Raw genomic sequence first — 2,300 nt, 5'->3', positions numbered from 1 at the left:
AGGAAATACTTACGCAAATAGCGTAGCAGATTATGTTGCTTATTTAGAGAAGGAAAACCAAGAACTTGCACCTGAAATGCAAGAACATTTCTTTGATCAATATAATGACAGAATTTCTCCTGAAAAAGTCATTCAAGAAATTGACGGTAATACCGCAAAACTAAAAAAGAAAGAACCCAAATTCTATTCCATCATTGTAAATCCTAGTCAACGTGAATTAAAGCATATCCAAAATAATCCTGAAAAATTAAGGGCGTATACACGAGAGTTAATGAAAGAATATGCAAAATGTTTTTATAGAGATGAGGCGGTTACTGTAGACAATATTAAATATTATGCTAAGATAGAGAAGGATCGCAGTTATAGAGGCTTTGACCAAAAGGTGAAAGAGAATCAGGATTATACAGGCAAGATAGCAAAGCTCGAAAATGGCATTCGAAAAGTAGAACGGGGCGAACTGAAAGGGAATACTTCCCAGATGAAAAATGAGATTAAAAACCTGACAGCTCAAATTCCCCATAGGGTAGATGGTAAAATACTGGTTTCCGGAATGAAAAAACCTGGAATGCAGACCCATATACATATCATCGTTTCTAGAAAAGATGCCAGCAATACCAAAAGTCTTTCTCCAGGATCTGTATATAAAGCATCTGAGGTAATACTTAATGGGACCAAACAAAAGAGAGGTTTCGACCGTGACAAGTTTTATGAGGCTGCCGAAAAAACCTTTGATAGTACCACAGGATACAATCGAAATTATGTGGAGAGTTATAAAGGGCAAAAGCAGTTCATTAAAGACCCAAAACGCTTTTACGCAAAGCTTTTGGGATTACCTGTTTCGGAAAGGGCAATAGCCTTTAAATTGATACGGAAAACTGGGCTTGACATTCCTATCATTCCAACCTCTACAACGCAATTAGCAGTAACGGCTTTTAGAAAATTAAGACGAGGGTTAGAAATTGCCCTGCGTTCTGGTTCAGTTGGATATTAATTTAAAATCACACTATGGAAACATTTGTCTGGGAAATTGCATTATTAATTATAATAGGAGGAATACTTATATATCTAGTAGTTCGCTTTCTTCGTTTTGGATTCTTTTTCAATCTATTTGGGTTGCTTATTATATTACTTGTTCAATGGTACACGATACTGGAATTAAAAGAGTTTTTACAGTTATTGCTTATCGGATTTCTGCCTCTCTTTTTATTGAACATTCTCTGTTATGTATTTATTGGGATTGAGAAGGAAAACACTTCTGTAGACCCTAAATACCGAGTCAAATTTAAAGTGAGACAAGGGAATCTAGTTTTGGAAAATATCCGGAGGGGAATATCCATTATAGGTTCTGCTGGGAGTGGAAAAACGGAAAGTGTAGTATATGGACTTTTACAACATTTTAATACACATAATTTTTGTGGAGTAATTCATGATTATAAGGATTTTGAGATTACCGAAATGGCATATCCTATCTTTGGAAACGGAGAAACACCTTTTTATATCATTTCCTTTGACCCCATTTATTTCAAGGTAAATCCCATTGCGCCGCGCTATCTTCCTGATGAAGAAAGCGTGCATGAGGTTTCCAGAGTGCTAGTAGAAAATCTTTTGGAACTCAAGGAAAGTGGTGGTTCAGGAAATTCGCGTTTCTTTAACGATGCTGCTGAAGGATTGGTGGGTGGTATGATGTGGAGGCTTAAAACAGATTATAAACAATTCTGCACTTTACCACATCTTATCGCCTTATATCAATACCTAAGCACTAAAGAGCTTGTTGAGTTTTTAAGCGCGGATATCACCTCTAAGGCAATGGCTGATGCCTTTATTAATGGTGCGGATTCTGAGAGGCAGACTGCTGCTGTTAAAAGTACCTTGTCCAATGCTTTTAAAAAGATAAGCACGCAACGTATTTTTATGGCGTTATCCGATGACAAAGTACCGCTTAATATTAATTCTGGTAAAAATAACTCGGTTGTCTGTGTGGTAAACAATCCTAAATACGAGACCTCATTGTCTCCGATTATTGCCACTATTATTCATACCATAACGAAACAAATGAGTGTTCGTAAGGGCAAATCCTCTTTTTTGCTAATGGAGGAGGCTCCAACCATTCGAATGTTGAATATGCATCGTGTTCCTGCAACCCTGAGGAGCTATGATATTGCTACCGTTTATGTAATGCAGGATAAGATTCAGAACGATATGATGTATGGGGAGAAGGGTAGCCGTGCGATTTTGAGTAATCTCTCCTATCAGTTTTTTGGGAAGACCAACGACCCTGATACCGCTAAATATTACGAACG

General features: G+C 37.2%; 2 protein-coding genes. Both read left to right on the top strand.

Going from position 1 to position 2,300, the window contains the following annotated elements:
• Window positions 1-991 (top strand): MobB family relaxase (mobB, locus tag QZ657_RS13685; RefSeq protein WP_291967589.1); only part of this gene is annotated, 991 nt, incomplete at its 5' end.
• A 14-nt stretch (window positions 992-1,005) separates the two neighbouring features.
• Window positions 1,006-2,300 (top strand): type IV secretory system conjugative DNA transfer family protein (locus QZ657_RS13680; RefSeq protein WP_291967587.1); only part of this gene is annotated, 1,295 nt, incomplete at its 3' end.

Origin of the sequence: Maribacter sp., from assembly GCA_020629415.1 — a bacterium.
Lineage (GTDB): Bacteria > Bacteroidota > Bacteroidia > Flavobacteriales > Flavobacteriaceae > Maribacter > Maribacter huludaoensis.
The sequence above is the reverse complement of the archived record's forward strand: the minus strand, read 5'-3'. Positions and strand labels throughout refer to the sequence as shown.